Source organism: Thermococcus profundus (genome assembly GCF_002214585.1).
Classification (GTDB): domain Archaea; phylum Methanobacteriota_B; class Thermococci; order Thermococcales; family Thermococcaceae; genus Thermococcus; species Thermococcus profundus.
The window spans coordinates 316,013-331,236 of record NZ_CP014862.1 but is presented as its reverse complement, the minus strand read 5'-3'; the positions used below and the strand labels follow the sequence as shown (position 1 = coordinate 331,236).

The window sequence follows — 15,224 nt, the reverse complement described above, 5'->3', positions numbered from 1 at the left end:
CTTCACCTGTTCAGCGAATCCCTCGATAAACCAGTACTCACCATTGATAAGACTTTCTTAACATTATTTGATACGCCCATATCCTTTTTCGCAAACTCCCTTAATTTTCCTTGTATTAAATAATCCTCACGTCGAAGTAGAGACGAAAAGTATCCAACTAGCAAACCCCCGGCTTTTAATCTGTTATCAAAAAGAAGCATAAAGATCACCCTAGCCAGTAGAGACATAGGGCTAACCCCAAGGTGATAATTTGCTCTACCCTGCCGAATATACGCCCTAAAGACACCGCCCCTACTTTGGGTGGGCCTTAGCTGAACAGCTATGGCGTTTATAACCTGTTTCACTTCCCACCCATTAAGTCTTGCAAGGTAATTTGAGACAACGTCTGGGGTATAAAATCGCCGATAGCCCCCAATATCATCAAAGCACTCCCTCCTGAACAGTCTAGGACTTCCCCTAGGATGCTTAGGATTAGTCCTTTCCCAGAAGATTTTTTTCCCGTTGGGTGTCTTCAGATAAACTCCCCCGCTAGCGATGCCAAGACTGGGATCTTTATGAAACTCATTTATAATCTTCTCAAAAAATCTCCTTTCGAGAATAAAGTCCGCATCTACCAAGCCGATGTAGCCATAAGGAATACTTTTATTATAGGCAAGATGTCTAGCTATATCAAAACCTTTTTTCACAACTTCAGAATATCTCATAGTCGCGTCATATTCAAGGAAACCGTCCGCTATTTTGTATCCCACTATCCAAGGATACTCTGACTCAAGGGAGGATATAATCCTATCCGTTCCGTCAGTGCTATTATCATTGACAATAACCCACAGTCTCGGTCTAATCGTTTGATTGATCACGCTTCTAGCCAGGAGAGGTAAGTTGTCCTCCTCATTCTTCGCAGGCGTCACAAGGATGTAGCTTGAGGTTTTTAGACTTCTCATGCCCACCCCTCACGGATACATGCATGAAGTTTATAAGATTCGCGGATTAGAGGTAAAGGGGGAGTTAAAATGAGGATCTCAATAATTGGGTCCGGTTATGTGGGTCTTGTCACTGGAATTGGATTTGTTAAACTCGGAAACGAAGTCATCTTCGTTGATGTAGACGATAGGAAAATCCAGATGATCAACAATGCTCAACCTCCAATTTACGAGGAAGGGCTTGAAGAACTAATGAGAGAATACAAGGGCAGGTATTATGCTACCAGAGATTACAAAGAAGCGATTCTAAATTCTGAGGTTACTTTCATTGCAGTGGGAACACCGTCAAGAGAAGACGGCTCGATGGACTTAACTTACGTTAAAAAAGCATCAGAAGAAATCGGAGGGGCTCTTAAAGAGAAGGGCACCTATCATATCGTTGTGGTTAAGAGCACAGTCCTACCTGGGACAACTGAAGAAGTCGTAAAACCAATTCTTGAAGAATACTCTGGAAAGAAAGCTTTCGAAGACTTTGGTCTGGCAATGAACCCGGAATTCCTCCGCGAGGGAGTGGCATTAAAGGACTTCCTGAACCCTGACAGAATAGTCATTGGTGTTCAAGACGGGAGAACTAAGAAAGTTCTCGAAGAGCTTTACGCCCCCATTAACGCGCCAAAGCTGTTTACCGACATTAAAACTGCTGAGATGATAAAGTACGCCTCTAACGCTTTCCTCGCGACAAAAATAAGCTTTGCAAACGAGATCGGGAACATTTGCAAGAAACTTGGAATCGACTCGTGGAGAGTGTTCGAGGGCGTTGGACTCGACCACAGGATAAGCCCGCACTTTTTCAAAACGGGAATTGGATGGGGCGGTTCCTGCTTCCCCAAGGACACTAAGGCACTCATCAGAAAAGCCGAAGAATTAGGAGAAGACCCGATAATCATTAAAGCCGCCGTGGAAGTCAACGAGAGGCAGCCCCTCAAACTGATCGAACTCCTTAAGAAGCATGTTCCAGAACTCAAAGGGAAGATCATTGGAGTTCTCGGCCTGGCATTCAAGCCGGATACTGATGATGTTAGGGAGACTAGGGCTTATGTCGTCGTAAAGAATCTCCTGGAAGAGGAAGCTCGTGTCGTAGCTTATGATCCACAAGCCATGGAGAACTTCAAGCGCTTCTATCCAGATGTTGGCGAGAGGATAGAGTACGCTAATTCGGCTGAGGACGTTTTAAAGAGGGCTGATGTAATCCTGATAGTTACGGAATGGAGAGAGTTCGAGAAGCTGGATTATTCTGGGAAAATTGTAATTGATGGTAGAAGGATAAAGGCCGCCGAAAAGACTGCAAGGGTTTACGAGGGGGTGTGCTGGTGAGAATAAGAAAGGCTGTGATCCCAGCGGCTGGTTTGGGCACGAGAATGCTCCCAATAACCAAATCAATGCCCAAGGAAATGCTCCCTATCGTGGACAAACCTGTTATCCATTATGTCGTCGAGGAGGCAATAAGGGCAGGCATTGATGACATTTTGATAATTACTGGAAAGGGGAAGCGAGCTATTGAGGACTACTTCGACAGGAGCTTTGAGCTCGAGTATTATCTCAGGGAGAAGGGAAAGCTCGAAGAGCTTAAGCAGGTTGAGGAAATCGGGGAAATGGTCGACATTTATTACGTTAGGCAGAAAAAACCGCTCGGCCTTGGTGATGCCATTCTTCATGCTGAAAAACACGTTAATAGGGAACCCTTTGCAGTACTGCTTGGAGATGATATAATAGTGAGCGAAAAACCTGGAATACAACAGCTAATTGAAGTTGCCAGCCGGTACTCTTCCCCGGTTATCGGCGTTGAGGAGGTTCCATGGGAGCTCGTCAGCAGGTACGGTGTAGTCAGCGGAAGCCAAATAGAAGACGGTCTCTATGATGTGAATGACCTTATCGAAAAACCCTCTCCGGAAGAAGCTCCAAGCAACATAGCTATAATAGGGAGATACGTTTTACCCCCCGAGATTTTTGATATACTGAAAAAAACACCTCCCGGGAAGGGAGGAGAACTTCAGCTAACGGACGCTCTCAGGATACTGGCCAACGAAAGAAAAATCCTAGCAAAGAGAATCTCGGGGAAACGGTACGATGTCGGCACTAAGCTTGGGTTTATAAAGGCCAACATTGAACTTGGCCTCCTACGGCCAGAACTCAAAGGACAGATAGGTACTGTGATTAAAGAGCTCGCCAAGGAGGTATGACATGAGCCGCCCAGCTGTTTCAGTGATAATCCCAACGCACAACAGGGCCGACCTTCTAAGGAGAGCCATAGATAGCGTTCTCTACCAGACGTTCGAAGATTTTGAACTGCTCGTTGTAGACGATGCCTCAACAGACAACACACCTGAAGTGGTCGAAAGTATAGACGACGGCCGGGTCAGGTACCTCCGCCTGAAGAAAAACTCCGGCGCTCCCGTTGCGAGGAACACAGGGATAAAAAAAAGCCGGGGAGAGTTCATAGCGTTTCTTGACGATGACGATGAGTGGCTCCCAATGAGGCTTGAGGTTCAAGTGAAAAAGTTCGAAGCCCTCGAGGAGGAATTCGGAGTAGTCTACGGCGGCTTCTACTACGTGTCGCAGCAGGATGGGCGGATCCTCGGGAAGAGGCTCCCACAGTTCCGTGGGGATGTATACCGACGATTTCTGAGGGAGAACTTTGTGGGGAGCCCAACCCTTCTCATAAGGCGCGAGTGCTTCAAAAGGGCGGGGCTCTTTGATCCGAAGCTCACAAGCTCTCAGGACTGGGACATGTGGCTCAGGATAGCGAAGCACTACAAGTTCGACTACGTGAATGAGATAGTTGCAAAGTACTACGTTCATGGAAGGCAGATATCTTTCAATATGAACAAATACATACCTGGGAGGGAGAGGTTCATCAACAAACATCTCGACATCAGAAGGAATCCAAAAATAATGAGCATCCATCTAAGTCAGATGGGATTCCTTCTCATTTTCGGGGGAAACGCAGAAAAGGGGCTAAGATATATTGCCCGCTCCATTGCAATGGCACCGTTTAACACAGAGAATTACGCAAAGCTTATAGAACTCGCGCTGGACTCCCGTTCAGTGGAGTACATAAAGAAAATACTGCATTTTAAGAAAGATTAACGACGTTTATGAACCCCACCCAATACTAGACTCACTCAGCATAACGAGCAGGTATTTCAAAACTCCCAAACCTCAACAATAAAGGGGAGCTTTATCAAATTGACATTAACAATATGTCCTCAAAACTCCCTGCAATTTCTCCCCAATCAAACCCCTCAGCTTTCCTTCTCGCGTTTCTTCCAAGCTTTTTCCGCAGTCCCTCATCCGAGAGAAGAAGCCCCAGTCCATTGGCAAATTTATCCTCTCCTAGCACCAAGCCACTCTTTTCATCAACCAGAAATTTCGCTCCATTCATTGGCGAATTCAAAACAACTGGAGGGACTCCAACTGCCATGGCCTCAAGCACGGCCATTCCAAAGCCCTCTCGAAGTGAGGGGAAAGCAAAGACCTTCGAGGCCTTCAGGAGGGAGATCACCTCCTCCCAGCCCTCCAACCTGCCAGTGAAAACCACGTTCCCGGAGAGACCGAGCCTCCTGGAGATGGCCTCAAGTCTATCCCTCTCAGGACCATCACCAACGACGGTGAAGACTACGTCAGGAAAGTCCTCCCTCAGGGTCGAAACGGCACCCAAGGCAAGCTCAAGGTTCTTGTCCCTCATAAGCCGTCCAACGAAAATAAAGTCACTCCTGAGCTCAGCGGGCTTTATCCGCTTGATTCTTTTTATATCCACGCCGTTTGGGACAACCCTAGAGGAAACGCCCGCTTTAAGGAGATCGAGCTGTGTCTTCCATGAGACGGACAGATGTACCTTATAGGGGCGCAGGAGATTCTCAGTCGCAAAACCAGCCGCTCCAAGAGGCCCGAAGTATCTAAACCAGTAGCTCCCCCAGAACTCATGCCACGTTAGAACCGCGTTGGGAAGTTTTCTCAGAACGAAGGCACCCGGATAGAAGAGGTTCTGGACGTCGACAACGTCGTACTCCCCAAGCTCGGGAAGTCTCTTCCTCAGGGCAGTGGCCAGGCTCAACATGGGGAAGGGACTCCTCTTGCCGGCCAGGTAGAGGGTCCCCGGGCGAACGAGTCCGTGGTAAACAACACCTCCGCGTTCAAGGTAGCTACCGCCTTCCCAGTGTTTGTAGCCGTAGATATGAACCTCGTGCTTCCTCGCCAGCCTAATGGCGAGCTCGTGAATTCTCTTTTCAACTCCACCCTTGACCCAAGGGTAGATCACGTCGTAGACGAAGGCTATCCTGAGGGTCTCCACTGGGAGCACCGTTCACATTAATGTCGGCAGGTTTATAAGTTAAAGCCCCCTCCAATCAAAAGGAAGCGAGAGCGAGAGGAGATGGAATATGGCATCAGCGTTGGTAGTGATTTTGGGCGGGATAGTCGCATTCTGGATCATCATTTACGCACTGCTCCGGGACAGGAGCAATGAGGAGGAAGGACTGGCAGTTGACCTGTTCATCTTGATGTGGCGCACAAAGAGGATGCTGGGCTTTATAGATAACCTCGCAAGAAAGGCCCGGAAGTTCTGGAAGGTTTACGCCGACGTCGGCATAGCCCTGGGCTTCATGGGAATGGCCTACGTCTTCTACGCCCTCTTAAAAACCGCTATGGCCACCCTTCAGACCCACGGAAAGCAGGCGGGAGTTCAGCTCGTCATACCCGGCCTCACGATACCCCTCTGGTACGGGCTCGTGGGCCTTGCCGTGGTAATGGTGGTTCACGAACTCAGCCACGGAGTTACCGCGAGGGCAGACGGACTTCCCCTCAAGTCTGTGGGACTGGTTCTCTTCTTCGTGATCCCTGGTGCGTTCGTTGAACCCGACGAGGACGAGCTCAAGAAGGCCCCGCTGAGGACGAGGCTGAGGGTCTACGGGGCGGGGTCTCTCGCCAACATAGTCACCGCCGTGATAGCAGTCATGATAATAAACCTCGCCTTAACGCCCCTCCTACAGCCCGCGGGAATAGAGGTGGCGGGGGTAGTGGAGAACACACCAGCCTTTGGGATCCTGGAGAAGGGGGACATTATAACGGGAATAAACGGGGAGGCAATAAAAACCATCAAAGACTTTGAGAGGGTCATAAACTCGACAAAGCCCGGAGACGTGATAACGATCGACATCATCAGGGACGGGGAGGGGGAGACCGTTAAACTAAAACTGGGTGCGAGAGAAAGCGACCCCACAAAGCCGTTTGTAGGAATATACCTCGGTCAGCACTACGTTTCGAAGGTCGGGCACGAGAACATACTCTTCCCGATCTTCTTCTCCCTCTACTGGATTTACGTGCTCGACCTCGGCATAGGCTTGATGAACCTCTTCCCGCTCATCCCCCTCGACGGCGGGAGAATGCTCGACGACGTCCTCAAGGAGTACCTGCCGGAGGGCGTGGCGAACCCGATAAGGTACGCAACCATAGGCGTCGGCCTCCTTCTGCTGGCCCTCAACCTCTGGCCGGCGCTGATGAACCTCGCCAGGTGATCACTCCGGGAAGATCTCTATCTCCCCTTTCTTAAACCTGAACTCCGCCGTTCTGGGGACGAAATCCGGGAGCAGGGACTTTTTAACGATCATCCTCTCAACCCCAGGGGTTTCTGAGGGTCGGAACTCTATGATGTGCTCTGCGTACTGTGAAAGCCACTCCAGGAAGTACCTGCTGGCCCTCTCGCGGTTAATGAGAAAGATATTGGTCGGTCTCCATCCTTCCTCCTTAACGAGTGTGAGCTCCTTGTTAACCAGGCTCCTGCGGAGGATTTTAATGGCCGCTTCCTCACCGAAGAGGCTTGGCAGAGCATCCATTGTGACGGAGATCTCAATCGGGGTCCTTCCCCCAAGCCTCTCCGAGAAAATCTTCCGGTAGGTTGCCTCAAGCTTCGCAAGGAAAGTCTCTGGATCAAGCTTCCCTGGGTAGTAAACGAAGGGCAGATCAACCCTGGCATCGTAGAGGGAACCAAGAACGTCTATTATAACCAGCTCACCGTGGCTGGCGTGCTCAAGTACATCATAGTTCATGCTAAGCGCGTACTTCTCAAGAAGACTGGGAGGGAAGGAGTAGCTCGTAACTATTCCAAAACCATTTCCATCTTCTATTATCCTCCTGAAGATCTGAACACCTACAGTCCACCCAAAGGAGGATGCGTCATAGACAAAGAGGATGATCCCCCCGCGTATGAGTCCTCCACCTAACATCTCATCGAGATCTTTTATGCCCGTGCCTACAACGGAAGGCCTGAACTTCTCCAGTAACGCCTCCATGCTCTCACCCGCATAATTTTGGCCAATCAGTTTTTAAATGCATTCGCGATTCGGGATTCATGATGAAGTGTTCAAAGTGCGGAAGGCCAGCGGTGTATCACGCCCGCTACACAGGAAGGTACTACTGCCACAAACACTTCAACGAGATGGTCGAGAAGAAGTTCAAGGAGACTGTGAAGAAGTACCGGCTCATAGGAAAGGGTGAGAGGATAGCCGTTGGAGTGAGCGGCGGCAAGGACAGCGTCGTCCTAATGCACCTCTTGGCGAAGCTCCGCGAGAAGTTTCCATTTGAGCTGGTGGCAATAACGATAGACGAGGGAATAGCCGGCTACAGGCCCCCAAGCGTCGAGATAGCCAAGAGAAACGCTAAAAAGCTCGGGATAGAGCACAGAATATACTCGTTCAAAGAGTACATAGGCTTTACGCTCGACGAGACTGTTGAGATAATGGGGAGCTTCGAGAAGGGAGAAAGGGTAGGGGCCTGCTCCTACTGCGGCGTGTGGAGGCGCTGGCTCCTCAACTACGCCTCCAAAGACGTTGAAGCGGACAAGCTCGCCGTCGGACACAACCTCGACGACGAGGTTCAGATGTTCATCATGAACATACTCAGGGGGGACATAGCGAGACTCGGGAGAACCGGGCCATACTACGAGGAGATCCACCCGGAGCTAGTCCCGAGGATAAAACCCCTCCGCGAGATTCCGGAGAAGGAGATAGTCCTCTACGCCGTTCTGAACAACATAGAGGTGGATTTAAGCGAGTGCCCCTACGCCGTTGAGGCTTTCAGGGCCGAGATAAGGGACTGGCTCAACGAGATGGAGGAGAGGCACCCAGGAACGAAGTATCAAATCCTGAGAAGCTACGACAAGCTCTTTCCGCTCATAGCGAAAACCTACACAAAGAAGACCAGTGAGCTGAACCGCTGTAAAATATGCGGCCAGCCAACCACAGGCGAGATATGCAAGGCCTGTCAGTTCAGGCTCCAGGTGGAGAAGAGGGCCAGGGAGAAGGGGCTGACTTTCCGAGTTGAGTGAAGTCTACTGAAGGACGATTTATAAATGGCTGTAAGGTATACCTATCAGGCATTAAAAATGAAACGCGAGATCTTAACCCCAATCCCTCTCAAAGAGCTCGAGGAAATCCTGCTGAGGAGTGGATCAGGGATAGAGCTGAGGTTCGCGGGAAAGATCGAGAGAAACGGGATACCCCTTAACAGGGTTCTTATTGAAGGCAAAGCGGAGGAAACGAGGAAGTTCCTGAAGTTTCTGATGAGGGCCCGGGCCGGTGGATAGCTACTCTATATAAATCCTTCCACCCTCAACTTGGAAGCTGTAGCCGCCGTCCCTGGGCCTGAAACCAGGCAGGGGCGACTTTCTGATCACCATCCTCTCGCTCATAGAGTTCGGGGAGGAGCAGAACTCTATGACGTACTGGCTATAAGCGGACATCCAAGCCGTGAGCCTTTCCGAGGCCCTGCCCCTGTTCAGGAGAAAAATGTTTATGGGCCTTTTTCTCTTCTCTGAGATCCTTGCCTTTTCCTTCAGGGCGATTAGGTTCTGGAACATCCTGATAAAGTTATCCTCCCCAAATAAGAACGCCAGGCCATCTACAGTGAAATCCACCCCAATGGGACGTCTGTCTTTGATCCGCTCCGTGAGAAGACGTCTGTAGAGGGAGCTGTATTTTGGCATGAAAGTACTGGTATCCATGTTCTTAGCAACGTACACAAAGTCCAGTGGGTAATCTATCCCGTAGAACGAGGAGAAGATGTCCACGATCGCAAGGTTGTTCTTTCTTCCCTCCTCTTCAATGTCAAGCTCTATAAGCCCGAGCTCCATCTTGAGGGGAGTGAATGGCATCACTGAGTTTATGATGACACCGAAGTCCCCCTCACCTATGCGGTTCCTGAGCATCTCAAAGGCCAGGGCCCAGCCGTTTGAGTAAGTATCGTAGACTATGAGGAGGTTACTGTCCTCAAGAAGGCCCCCACCCAACGCCTCATCGAGGATGGGAATGCCCGTACTCAGAAGCTCCACGCTGTCTCACCAAACTGTTATGATGCATCGGAGTATTTAATAGTATCGTCAGCCTACTCGTGTTGGCACTCTGAAATCCAGAGAAACTCCACGCTATAAATAGGGGAGCTCCCAATTCCCAATGGTGGTTGAGATGGAAGACGTGAGGGAACTCAAGAATGTGCTTGAGAGGGTGGAAGGAAAGCTGATAGCGGCTGAGAAAATATACACGGCCATGAACTTTTCGGGGTTTCTAGCTGTTCTGACCCTGTTCTACGTTATACTCAAGTTCTTTCACGGCGGAACTGCTTTCAGCATCGCATACTGGGCGACTGCCACGATCCTCGTGGTTGCCTTCACGTCAAAGGTTTGGAAAAGGATAGTGATCATCTCCGGGATCAAAAGGGATCCCAGAAAAAAGATCGGCTGGGAAATAACGGGGGCCTGGATAGCTGGCGCGATGCTGGGGTGGGTTCTGGTACCATCATTAAACCCGGGGGTAAACGAAGAGGCGGGTCTTGCCGTGGGCTTCTTGAGCTTTATCAGCGTCTCACTCCTTGGCCAGTGGGGAATACTGAGAAGATGTTACAAAGCCGAGAATGAGATGGTTCCCGCGTTTCTAATACCAGCTCTAGCCATACCGCTGGCGTGGAGGATGAAAAGCGGAGCGATGGTCTGGGCCGGCTTCGTGGTCTCACTGGGATTTGCCGCAACAATACTTCTATACCTCCACTCCGCCTTCAAAGCCGTCGAGCGGTGATAAAATGGAAGCCCTCAAGGAGCTGAGCTCCAACAACGTCCTCGGCAACCCCATAAGGCTCGCCATAATGCTCTACCTCCTGCCGAGGGAAAGGGCCCTCTTCAGAGACCTCCTGGAAGTGCTCGAGGTAACACCCGGAAACCTCGACTCCCACCTGAAGACCCTTGAGAAGGTTGGCTACGTGGAGGTTTACAAGGTCATCGCCGATAGGCCAAGGACAGCTGTCAGAATAACGGAGAAAGGCGCGGAAGAGACGGCAAGGTACATGAGGGCATTGAAGGAGGCGCTCTCGGCCGCTATTCCTCCTCAAGGCTGAAGGGATACCCCTTTCTTTCTATCATCCAGAGGGCAAACAAAGCCCCCAGCGTGTCCATGAGGAGGTCACGGAGCTTGTTGGCAAAGCTCTCATGAATGAAGCTTATCTCGCTCTCGCTCAGCTTTTCAGCGATTTCCCATCCTATCGAGAGCGCGTAGAAGACGAGGAAGGAGTAAAGGACAACCTGCCTTTTGGAGAATCTAATGCCAATCCCACCAAGTCCCGATAAAATCTGAGCGACGATCAGCCAGACCGTTAGACCACCTAAGAAGTGGCTTATGGTATCTGCGTTCCTCCAGTCTCGATGGAAGAGATCACAGTGGGTAAACGGCACGTTCACAAGGGAGACGTGAACTGCTATGAAAACCGCAAGGATCGCCATCGTTCCCTCATTGTAGATTGGTGATAGAAACGGCCAGAGCTTTTTAGGTGGATATGGAAGGCTCCTTGGAAGGATCAGCGGTATTGAGAGGCTAATCATGGCAACGAGAGTGCGGTAGATATGGTCTCTCCTCCCGTTGATGACTGCGGTCAAAAAGCCGAGGAAGATGACTAAGGTCGAAGCGATTATCACCAACCGCTCCCGCGAGATTTTCATCACCAAGGCAGCTGGTCGTTAAAACTTAAAATCCTTCCCACCCCTCTTCTTCCGCTTTTCTTCTTCGAGCTCTTCCCTGGCCTTTCTCTCCAGCTCCTTGATTCTCTCGATCCTGTACTCCTCAAGCAACCTGGCTAATTTCTCGGCCTCCCTCTCGCGGTCTTCCTCCTCCCACTTTGCCAAGAGCCTCTCTATGGCGGTCTCAAGTGTCTCCCTCTCAACGACCGCAAACTCGTCGACCCTCTTGACGTCGAGCTCTTCGCTAGTAAAGAATGGAACGTGAGCCTCGCGGAAGACGCTGGCAACCACCTCAGGTAGCGGCTTCTCGGTTATGATGGCCTTTATACCCTTCTCAACGAGCTCTTCTGCTATCGCCTTTCCTGCACCGGCGGGATTGGCCACGAAGAGCACGTCGCCCCTTCTGAGACCGATCTCACGCTCTATTCTCTGGAGCTCGCGCCAGCTGAGAACCCTGAGAACCTTGAGCGGGACAGCCGAACCGCGTATCTCAACCACGTTCATCCTCTTAACCTGGACCAAATCCCTGCTCAGCCTCTCGATTACGGCCTTGGCCTCTTTGAGCTGTTTCTCAAGGAGTTCAATGCGCTTTACTTTGGCCTCAAGCTCCCTCTCCCTCAGAACCTTTCTCCTGACCTCGTCATCGTAGTCGGCTATCTTCCTCTCCAGCTTTCCGATGGTCTTCCTCTGCTCCCTGATAATCTCCCTGAGCTCCTCGTTCTCCCGCTCCAGGAACTCTATCCTCCTCTCCAGCTCACGTATTCTCCTAAGGTAGGGCTCGGCATCAAAGCCCCTCTGCTCTTCCCCAGGTTCTTCCATTTCTTTCCTCCGCCTCCCCTTAAGAGAAACCTTCTGCATGGCCTCACCGAGGTTGTAGCCCTGGATGACGAGGGCCTTAACCTCCTCGGACTTCTTGCTCAAGCCAGCCTCACGCAGACGGGCGTCTATGTGCTCTAGCTTGGGCTTCAGGCGAAGGTAGGCCTTGTAGGCAGCCGCGAGGGCATCGCGCTGATGGTCGTCGTCGACCGTTATTCCAAGATCTCGGAGGAGCTCGTTCTTCTCCTCAACCCTGAGGCTCTCCCTGGGAGCGAAGAGCTGAGCCTTGAAGGAGCGGGCTATCTTTTCAACGAAACCCGGGGCCGGAGAAACATCGGTGGCAACTATAATCGGGTGCCCCACCTCGCTCACGAACCTGAAGACCTCCCCAACCGGCATGTTCCTCTCGCTGTGGAGGGCGACGATGCGGCCGTTGAGGTCTATAGCCGCTATTCCAACGGTTATCCCCGGATCTATTCCGACTATAATGCTCCTCCTTTCTTTTATGGCCTCCTCACCAGTTAGGGGAGCAAACCCGAGTTCAGACCTCTCGACGGGCAGAATTCTGACCTCCACATCACCCCCCTTCATCGGCTTTATGAGCCCTGCCAGCTCTTCCCGGGAAGCGTAAACGCGGAACTCCCCTTTGGACAGACCGTAGTCCTTTTCCTCAGTTTCGAGGTCGAAGGGGATACCAGCCCTCCTGAGGCGCTCTTCTATTTCCCTGACTTTATCTCGGACGAGGTTGTGCACCCTTTTCCTGTACCTATCCTGGCTCCAGCCGCCCTTTCCAGGGCTCCGCCCACGCGTTACCTTGACCACCACCTCATCCTCAAAAGCCAGAACCTCGTAGCCAACTCCTTTACTCGCTAAAAGGGCGGCTAATTTAGCTTCTTCGTAGGGATCGAAGCGGTCACCGGTTCTTATGCCCTGCTCCCTGGCTAGGCTTTGAAGGCTTCTCTGCTCCCCAGGCCTGCCCGTAACCTGAACCAGCTTAGTTCCGGGGGGCAGGGCCCTCAAAAACTTCCTGAGATCATCCCCAAGCTCGGTAACGCTGTCAACCGCAATTATGTCCGGCCGTTTAGCGTGGATGAAGCGGATTAAGCGGTAGAGGGTGAACTCCCCCTTTCTCTCAAGCATTCCGTTGAACCAGCTCACCACCGCAAACCTCTTCGGGTTCTCGCTTATTATGTCAAGGCCGAGGATTAGAATAGCCACCACCTCTCAAGTGGAGGTCTCAGGGAGGTTTTAAAACGTTACTGGAATGGTCAGAGTCAGGCGTTCAAACCAAAAGGGTTATTTGGGATAACCCACATAGGGAAATGGTGGTAACATGAAGATGAGGGTTGTCTTCGACAAGGAGTACGACCTCCTCTCCGGGATATACCGGGTCCGCGTCAGGGAGCTGGAGTTCGACGAGGAACTCAGGAACGTTGTCAACGGTCTGGATCCCATCATCAGAATAAACGGGGAGGACATTAAACTCTCGGAGCTCAGGGAAAAGTCCTTTGAACTCCAAACCAGGGAGAGCGCAGAGAAGATTATGGGAGAGATCAGGGGGGCGCTTATAGAATCCCTGAGCGCGCTCATAGCAAGGTTCAAAGAAGCCCAGAGCTTCAACGGGTCGGTTTCATACGAGATCGACTTCAACGAACTCTGATCGATGCTCTGACGGCTATCTCGACAGCTTTTTCTATCGTTTCCATGGACATAGAGGGCCTCGGCTTGTCTAGGGCCTGCTCGTGGCTGAAGGGTACGTGCACGAAGCCAGCCCTAGTTTCCATTCCAGCGACGGCTATCGTGTGAAGGGCCGTAAACATGGCGGTGTTGCAAACGTAGGTTCCCGCGGTGTTCGAGACCGCGGCCGGGATTCTCGCCTCCCGCAGGGCGTTCACGATTGCCTTTATGGGGAGCGTTGAAAAGTAGGCCGCGGGGGCGCCCTCGAAGACGGGCTCGTCCTCAGGCTTGTATCCTTCGTTGTCGGGCATCGTCGAGTCCATAACGTTTATCGCAACCCTCTCCACGGTTATGTTGGGCCTTCCGCCGGCCTGGCCGGTGAGGATTACAACGTCAGGTCTTGTCTCCACGATCAGCCTCGGGAGAATCTCCCTGACGCCCCTGAACGTCACGGGAAGCCGGTGCTTCAAAACCTCTGCACCCTCTATCTCATCGGGGAGGGACTTCACCGCTTCCCACGAAGGGTTTATTTTTTCACCGCCAAAAGGCTCGAAGCCCGTAACCAACACCTTCATAGAACCACCGGAGAGGTTAGGTTTTTAGGCTTAAAAAACCACACCCTCAGAGGGGTGAGCATGAGATACGACGTTCTCATCATCGGGGGAGGGCCGGCAGGGAATTATCTTGCACAGCTCCTCGGTAGGAAACTCGACGTCGCCGTCGTGGAGAAAAAGAGAAGCTTTGGGGGCAAAGCCTGCACAGGAATCATAGGAGCCGAGAGCTTTGAGAAGCTCGATTTTCCGGGCGAGGCGGTGCTGAACGAGCTCCGCGGGGCGGTGTTCTACTCCAAGATCCAGAGCTTCCAGATAGAGAGGGAGACGCCCCAGGCCTACGTGGTTGACAGAAAGGTCTTTGAAGCGGGACTGGCGAAGAGGGCAGTAAAGAGGGGCGTTGACTACTTCATGGGCACGTCTTTTCTGGGCTTCAAAAACGGGAGGGCAAAGCTCCAGCACCTCAACGAGACATTCGAGATCGAGGCCGATTTCTACGTCGGGGCCGACGGAGTGGCGAGCACAGTGGCGAAGGGGATTGGGGCGAAAAGCGAGGCCGAGTTCCTCAAAGGATACGAAGCGGAGATTGTGGGAGAATTTAATAAAGACTTTACGGAGGTCTGGATAAACAAAGAGGTAAACCCCGAGTTCTTCTTCTGGGTAACGCCCGTAAGCGGGGACGTTGCGAGGGTCGGAACATTCGGAAGCCTGGAATCCTTCAGGAGGTTTCTGACTGATAGGGGGCTGAAACCGACCTCAATAATCGAGTTCAAGGCGGGTTCGGTGGGCCTCGGGTGGAGGCAGCCGTGGGTAAGGGAAAACGTGGCGCTACTTGGGGACGCCGCCCTCCAGGTAAAACCCACAACCGCCGGGGGGATAGTGTTTGGTGCCCTCTGCGCGCACCACCTCGCAAGGGCGATACTGTCAGGAGATCTGAGCGAGTACGAGAGGGCCTGCGCGGGGATAAAGAAGCAGATAGCCTTTGGCCTAAAGGTCAGGAGGATCTTCAAAGGGATGAGCCAGGAGGGCATAGAGAGGGTCTTTGAGGTTCTCGGGAGCGAGGAGGCGAGGGAGGTCATAGAGAACCACGCGGACTTCGATGACCACCTCAGAACCTTCAAGGCCCTTGCAAAGAAGCCCCGCCTGCTGGCCTCGCTCCTGCGGATAAGTCCGAGCCTGATAAGAGCGCTGGTGTGAGGTGATCCC

At 51.8% G+C, this 15,224-nt stretch carries 17 protein-coding genes; 10 read left to right on the top strand and 7 right to left on the bottom strand.

The window, feature by feature from the left end:
• Window positions 1-2: 2 nt before the first annotated feature.
• Window positions 3-941, bottom strand: coding sequence for a glycosyltransferase (locus A3L09_RS01815; protein ID WP_198362295.1), 939 nt, complete (start codon window positions 939-941; stop codon window positions 3-5).
• Window positions 942-1,010: 69 nt separating this feature from the next.
• On the opposite strand from A3L09_RS01815, the gene A3L09_RS01810 reads away from it, so the two are divergent.
• The 3 genes from A3L09_RS01810 to A3L09_RS01800 are packed head-to-tail and all read left to right on the top strand — an operon-like array spanning window position 1,011 to window position 4,067.
• A complete protein-coding gene (locus A3L09_RS01810; RefSeq protein WP_088857354.1) occupies window positions 1,011-2,294 on the top strand; it encodes a UDP-glucose dehydrogenase family protein in 1,284 nt (427 codons plus the stop codon).
• Window positions 2,291-3,160 carry a UTP--glucose-1-phosphate uridylyltransferase GalU gene (gene galU / locus A3L09_RS01805; RefSeq protein WP_088857353.1) on the top strand — a complete coding sequence of 290 codons (870 nt, stop codon included), beginning with the start codon at window positions 2,291-2,293 and terminating at the stop codon, window positions 3,158-3,160. Before A3L09_RS01810 ends, galU begins: the two co-directional genes overlap by 4 nt.
• Before the next feature lies 1 nt (window position 3,161).
• Complete coding sequence (locus A3L09_RS01800; protein ID WP_088857352.1) at window positions 3,162-4,067, top strand: glycosyltransferase family 2 protein; 906 nt, start codon at window positions 3,162-3,164, stop codon at window positions 4,065-4,067.
• 94 nt (window positions 4,068-4,161) lie between these two features.
• Here A3L09_RS01800 and A3L09_RS01795 read toward each other — a convergent pair whose 3' ends face one another.
• On the bottom strand, window positions 4,162-5,280 hold the full coding sequence (locus A3L09_RS01795) for a glycosyltransferase family 4 protein (protein ID WP_232473558.1): 1,119 nt from the start codon (window positions 5,278-5,280) through the stop codon (window positions 4,162-4,164).
• Window positions 5,281-5,359: 79 nt separating this feature from the next.
• Here A3L09_RS01795 and A3L09_RS01790 point away from each other — a divergent pair, with 79 nt between their 5' ends.
• Entirely contained in the window at window positions 5,360-6,493 is a 1,134-nt protein-coding gene (locus A3L09_RS01790) for a site-2 protease family protein (protein ID WP_088857350.1), read from the top strand.
• On the opposite strand, the gene A3L09_RS01785 is transcribed toward A3L09_RS01790, so the two are convergent.
• Complete coding sequence (locus A3L09_RS01785) at window positions 6,494-7,267, bottom strand: hypothetical protein (protein ID WP_088857349.1); 774 nt, start codon at window positions 7,265-7,267, stop codon at window positions 6,494-6,496.
• 62 nt (window positions 7,268-7,329) lie between these two features.
• Here A3L09_RS01785 and A3L09_RS01780 point away from each other — a divergent pair, with 62 nt between their 5' ends.
• Both A3L09_RS01780 and A3L09_RS01775 read left to right on the top strand, forming a co-directional pair.
• Window positions 7,330-8,301 carry a TIGR00269 family protein gene (locus A3L09_RS01780; RefSeq protein ID WP_088857348.1) on the top strand — a complete coding sequence of 324 codons (972 nt, stop codon included), beginning with the start codon at window positions 7,330-7,332 and terminating at the stop codon, window positions 8,299-8,301.
• 57 nt (window positions 8,302-8,358) lie between these two features.
• Window positions 8,359-8,559 carry a TIGR04140 family protein gene (locus A3L09_RS01775; RefSeq protein ID WP_088857347.1) on the top strand — a complete coding sequence of 67 codons (201 nt, stop codon included), beginning with the start codon at window positions 8,359-8,361 and terminating at the stop codon, window positions 8,557-8,559.
• Here A3L09_RS01775 and A3L09_RS01770 read toward each other — a convergent pair whose 3' ends face one another.
• Window positions 8,560-9,303 (bottom strand): hypothetical protein, encoded by a 744-nt coding sequence (locus A3L09_RS01770; RefSeq protein ID WP_088857346.1) that lies wholly within the window; start codon window positions 9,301-9,303, stop codon window positions 8,560-8,562.
• Window positions 9,304-9,436: 133 nt separating this feature from the next.
• Here A3L09_RS01770 and A3L09_RS01765 point away from each other — a divergent pair, with 133 nt between their 5' ends.
• Together A3L09_RS01765 and A3L09_RS01760 are read left to right on the top strand one after the other, a co-directional pair.
• Window positions 9,437-10,042, top strand: a complete 606-nt coding sequence (locus A3L09_RS01765; protein ID WP_088857345.1) for a hypothetical protein — start codon at window positions 9,437-9,439, stop codon at window positions 10,040-10,042.
• A gap of 4 nt (window positions 10,043-10,046) precedes the next feature.
• Window positions 10,047-10,358, top strand: coding sequence for a transcriptional regulator (locus A3L09_RS01760; protein WP_088857344.1), 312 nt, complete (start codon window positions 10,047-10,049; stop codon window positions 10,356-10,358).
• Here A3L09_RS01760 and A3L09_RS01755 read toward each other — a convergent pair.
• Both A3L09_RS01755 and A3L09_RS01750 read right to left on the bottom strand, forming a co-directional pair.
• A complete protein-coding gene (locus tag A3L09_RS01755) occupies window positions 10,339-10,956 on the bottom strand; it encodes a hypothetical protein (RefSeq protein WP_088858950.1) in 618 nt (205 codons plus the stop codon). The two genes, A3L09_RS01760 and A3L09_RS01755, sit on opposite strands and share 20 nt — an antisense overlap.
• A gap of 18 nt (window positions 10,957-10,974) precedes the next feature.
• Entirely contained in the window at window positions 10,975-13,011 is a 2,037-nt protein-coding gene (locus A3L09_RS01750; protein ID WP_198362279.1) for a DUF460 domain-containing protein, read from the bottom strand.
• A 112-nt stretch (window positions 13,012-13,123) separates the two neighbouring features.
• Here A3L09_RS01750 and A3L09_RS01745 point away from each other — a divergent pair, with 112 nt between their 5' ends.
• Window positions 13,124-13,450 carry a hypothetical protein gene (locus A3L09_RS01745; protein WP_088857343.1) on the top strand — a complete coding sequence of 109 codons (327 nt, stop codon included), beginning with the start codon at window positions 13,124-13,126 and terminating at the stop codon, window positions 13,448-13,450.
• On the opposite strand, the gene pcp is transcribed toward A3L09_RS01745, so the two are convergent.
• A complete protein-coding gene (pcp, locus tag A3L09_RS01740) occupies window positions 13,437-14,042 on the bottom strand; it encodes a pyroglutamyl-peptidase I (RefSeq protein ID WP_088857342.1) in 606 nt (201 codons plus the stop codon). The genes A3L09_RS01745 and pcp overlap by 14 nt on opposite strands.
• Window positions 14,043-14,102: 60 nt before the next feature.
• Between pcp and A3L09_RS01735 the strand changes: the two genes are divergently transcribed.
• Entirely contained in the window at window positions 14,103-15,215 is a 1,113-nt protein-coding gene (locus A3L09_RS01735; RefSeq protein ID WP_088857341.1) for a geranylgeranyl reductase family protein, read from the top strand.
• Window positions 15,216-15,224 lie beyond the last annotated feature (9 nt).